Source organism: Streptomyces nanshensis, from assembly GCF_001751255.1.
GTDB classification, from domain to species: Bacteria; Actinomycetota; Actinomycetes; order Streptomycetales; family Streptomycetaceae; genus Streptomyces; species Streptomyces nanshensis_A.
This window is the reverse complement of record NZ_LJGW01000633.1, coordinates 1-3842: the sequence shown is the minus strand read 5'-3', so window position 1 is coordinate 3842 and position 3842 is coordinate 1. Positions and strand designations below refer to the sequence as shown.

The following is a 3842-nucleotide window of genomic DNA, read 5'->3' as shown; positions in this document are numbered from 1 at the left end:
GGCTGCGACGGCGCTTCTGCTGCTGCTCCAGCAGGCCGCGGTGCAGGCCGGTCCGCTGCTCGTGGCGTACGCGATCGACCGCGCCGTCCCGGCGCTGCGGGGGCAGGGCGGCGGGGGCGCGGACACCGGTCCGCTCGTCGCGGTCGGGCTGGCGTATCTCGCCTGCGCGCTGGCCGCGGGCGGCCTCCAGTACGCGTTCATCGTCGCCGCCGCGCGCATCAACCAGCGGGTGCTGCTGGAGCTGCGCGGCCGTATCCACCGTCACGCACAGGCCCTGGACGTCGACTTCCACGACCGCTACACCTCGGGCCGTCTCATCTCCCGCGCCACCACCGACGTGGGCTCGCTGCGCGAACTGCTGGACGAGGGGCTTCAGGAGCTGCTGGCCGTCGTCGTCTCCGTCGTCTATATCGTGCTGACGCTGCTGTGGCTGGACGCCGGTCTCGGCGCGGCGGCCCTGGCGAGCTTCGTCCCGCTGGGTCTGCTCGTACGCGACTTCCAGCGGCGCTCGGAGCGCGTCTACCGCAGCCGGTCCTCGGCGATGGCCTCGGTCATCGTGAAGTTCACCGAGACCGTCGGCGGCATCCGCGCCGTACAGGCGTTCCGGCGCGAGCGGGCGAACGACGAGGAGTTCGCGCGGCTCAACGGCCGTCATCTGCGGGCGAACGGCGACTCGTTGCTGGAGATGGCGCGTTACGTCGTCGCCTCGCGGCTGACCGCGAACACCGCGCTCGCCGCGATCGTGGTGTGGGGCGCCTACCGGGTGGCCGCCCAGGACCTGGCGCTCGGCGTGCTGGCCGCCGCCGCGCTCTATCTGCGCCGGCTGTACGAGCCGATCGACCACCTGGGGATGTTCCTCAACTCCTATCAGTCGGCGGCCGCTTCGCTGGAGAAGATCGCCGGGCTGCTGGCGCAGCGCCCGTCCGTCCCCGAGCCCGCCTCCCCGCGCGGCCTTCCCCCGCGCCACGCCGGGCGACCAGGCCACGGGCTCAACGGCGGGCAGAACGGCGGGCAGGACAGCAGGCAACAGCCGGACGCGGCAGGGCCGGACGCAGCGGGGCAGCACGCGCGGCGCGGGCGCGACGTCGTCTTCGACGCGGTCTCGTTCGGCTACCGCACGGGCGGCGAAGTGCTGCCGTCCTTCCAACTGACGCTCGACGCGGGGCAGACGGTGGCGCTCGTCGGCGCCACCGGCGCCGGCAAGTCGACGCTCGTGAAGCTGCTGGCCCGGCTCTACGACCCGACGACGGGCCGTGTGCTGCTCGACGGCGTGGATCTGCGTGACGTCGCGGGAGCCGAACTGCGGCGCAACGTCGTGATGGTGACCCAGGAGGCGTTCCTCTTCTCCGGCACCGTCGCGGAGAACATCGCCATCGGACGTCCGGACGCCTCGCGCGCGGACATCGAGAGCGCCGCGAAGGCCCTGGGCGCCCACGAGTTCATCGCCGCGCTGCCCGAGGGCTACGACACCGACGTGCGCAAGCGGGGCGGACGGATCTCCGCGGGGCAGCGCCAGCTCGTGGCGTTCGCCCGCGCGCTGCTCGCGGATCCGGCCGTGCTCGTCCTGGACGAGGCGACGTCCTCTCTGGACATTCCGGGCGAACAGGCCGTACAGCAGGCGATGATGACGGTGCTTCGGGGCCGTACGGCGGTGGTCGTCGCGCACCGGCTCTCGACCGTCGAGATCGCGGACCGGGTACTCGTGATGGAGCGCGGCCGGATCGTGGAAGACGGCGCCCCGGGTCAATTGATCGCCAAGAACGGGAGATTCGCGGATCTGCATCTCGCCTGGCGTGACTCACTGGTGTAGGCCCGCCGCACTTCCGCGACCTGGGGAAATCCTCAACTCCCGCCACAGAAGCGTCCGTTATTCGGAAAACTCACGCGCGGTAACGGACAAATTCTGGTCAAGCCGTGAACGCTGTCTGACGGAATCGGTGACATCCGCGTGTACTCGACAGTAGTGTGACCGGCGGTCGTGCCGTCGCACACGGCTCGGCCACTCGCATTCCTGTTCCACAGTTCTGCACGGACCGTCGCACACAGCGGCCGTCCGGCCCCCACGGCAGAAGGAGCCACCTGGTGAGATCCCTCAGCAAGAAGCAGCGGATATCGGCCCTCGCGGCCACGGCCGCGCTCGTCGTGGCCGGCATCACCGCCGGCACGGCCTCCGCCGGCCAGTCGGCGAAGGAGTCCACTGCGAAGGCCGGTGCGCAGCCGGCCGCCCTGAGCGCGGTGCAGAAGACCCAGCTCATCAAGAAGGCCGACTCCACGGCGGCGAAGGCCGCGGACGCCAAGGCTCTGGGCCTCGGCTCCAAGGAGAAGCTCCAGGTCAAGGACGTCATCAAGAACGAGGACGGCGCGACGCACGTCCGGTACGAGCGCACCTACGACGGCATGCCCGTCCTCGGCGGCGACCTGGTCGTCCACAAGTCCAAGTCCGGCAAGCAGACCGGCGTCGACCGGTCCTCGGACGCCAAGATGGCCGTCTCGACCCAGGGCGTCAGCAAGTCCGCCAAGCCGGCCACCCCGAAGGCGAAGGGCAGCAAGGCCCCGCGCCAGGTCGTCTTCGCGATGAAGGGCAAGCCCGTTCTGGCCTGGGAGACCGTCAAGGGCGGCCTCCAGAAGTCCGGTGCGCCGAGCCAGCTCCACATCATCACCGACGCCAAGACCGGCAAGAAGCTGGACCAGTACCAGGGCATCCAGGAGGCCGACGGCACCGGCACCAGCCAGTACGCCGGCGAGGTCAAGCTCACCACCGACGGTTCGGACGGCAACTTCACGCTGACCGACAAGTCCCGTGGCGGCAGCAAGACCACGAACCTGGAGAACAGCGAGAGCGGTGACGGCAAGGAGTTCACCGACAAGGACAACAAGTGGGGCACCGGCAAGCCGGAGGACGCCCAGACCGCGGCCGTCGACGCCCACTTCGGCGGTGCGGCGACCTGGGACTTCTACAAGGACGAGTTCAAGCGCGAGGGCATCGCCGGTGACGGCAAGGGTGCGCCCAGCCGCGTCCACTACGGCGACAACTACGTCAACGCCTTCTGGGACGACAGCTGCTTCTGCATGACGTACGGCGACGGCGAGGGCAACAAGGCCCCGCTCACCGCCATCGACGTCACGGGCCACGAGATGTCGCACGGTGTCACCTCCGCGACCGCGGGCCTGGAGTACGCGGGCGAGTCCGGCGGTCTCAACGAGGCCACCTCGGACATCTTCGGCACCGCCGTCGAGTTCCACGCCAAGAACAAGGAGGACGTCGGCGACTTCCTCATCGGCGAGAAGATCGACATCAACGGCGACGGCAGCCCGCTGCGCTACATGGACAAGCCGAGCAAGGACGGCAACTCACTCGACGAGTGGAGCTCGGACGCGGGCAACGTCGACGTCCACTACTCGTCCGGCATCGCCAACCACTTCTTCTTCCTGCTGTCCATGGGCAGCGGCAAGTCCGAACTGAACGGCGTCGAGTACGACTCGCCCACCTCCGACGGCTCCACCGTCAAGGGCATCGGCATCACCAAGGCCCAGCAGATCTGGTTCAAGGCGCTGACCGAGAACATGACCGCCAACACGGACTACGCGGACGCCCGCAAGGCCACCGTGAAGGCGTCGGACGACCTGTTCGGCAAGGACAGCACCGAGTCCAAGGCCGTCGAGGCGTCCTGGACCGGCGTCGCCGTCAAGTGACCCGGTCGCTCTGACCGAGTCCCAGTGATCGCTTCCGAGTGATCACGGCCAAGTGATCGCGGCCGGGCGCCCGTCGGGGCGTACGGCCGGGGTCGCGGCCCCTGGCACACCGGCGGGGCGGGTGGCTGCGCGCGACAGCGCGCGGTACC

At 69.7% G+C, this 3842-nt stretch carries 2 protein-coding genes; both read left to right on the top strand.

Features of this window, described 5'->3' with window-relative positions; all coding sequences use genetic code 11:
- Window positions 1-16: 16 nt before the first annotated feature.
- Window positions 17-1810, top strand: coding sequence for an ABC transporter ATP-binding protein (locus tag AN218_RS30550; protein ID WP_420856037.1), 1794 nt, complete (start codon window positions 17-19; stop codon window positions 1808-1810).
- A 272-nt stretch (window positions 1811-2082) separates the two neighbouring features.
- Window positions 2083-3693 (top strand): M4 family metallopeptidase, encoded by a 1611-nt coding sequence (locus AN218_RS30545; RefSeq protein WP_070020284.1) that lies wholly within the window; start codon window positions 2083-2085, stop codon window positions 3691-3693.
- Window positions 3694-3842 lie beyond the last annotated feature (149 nt).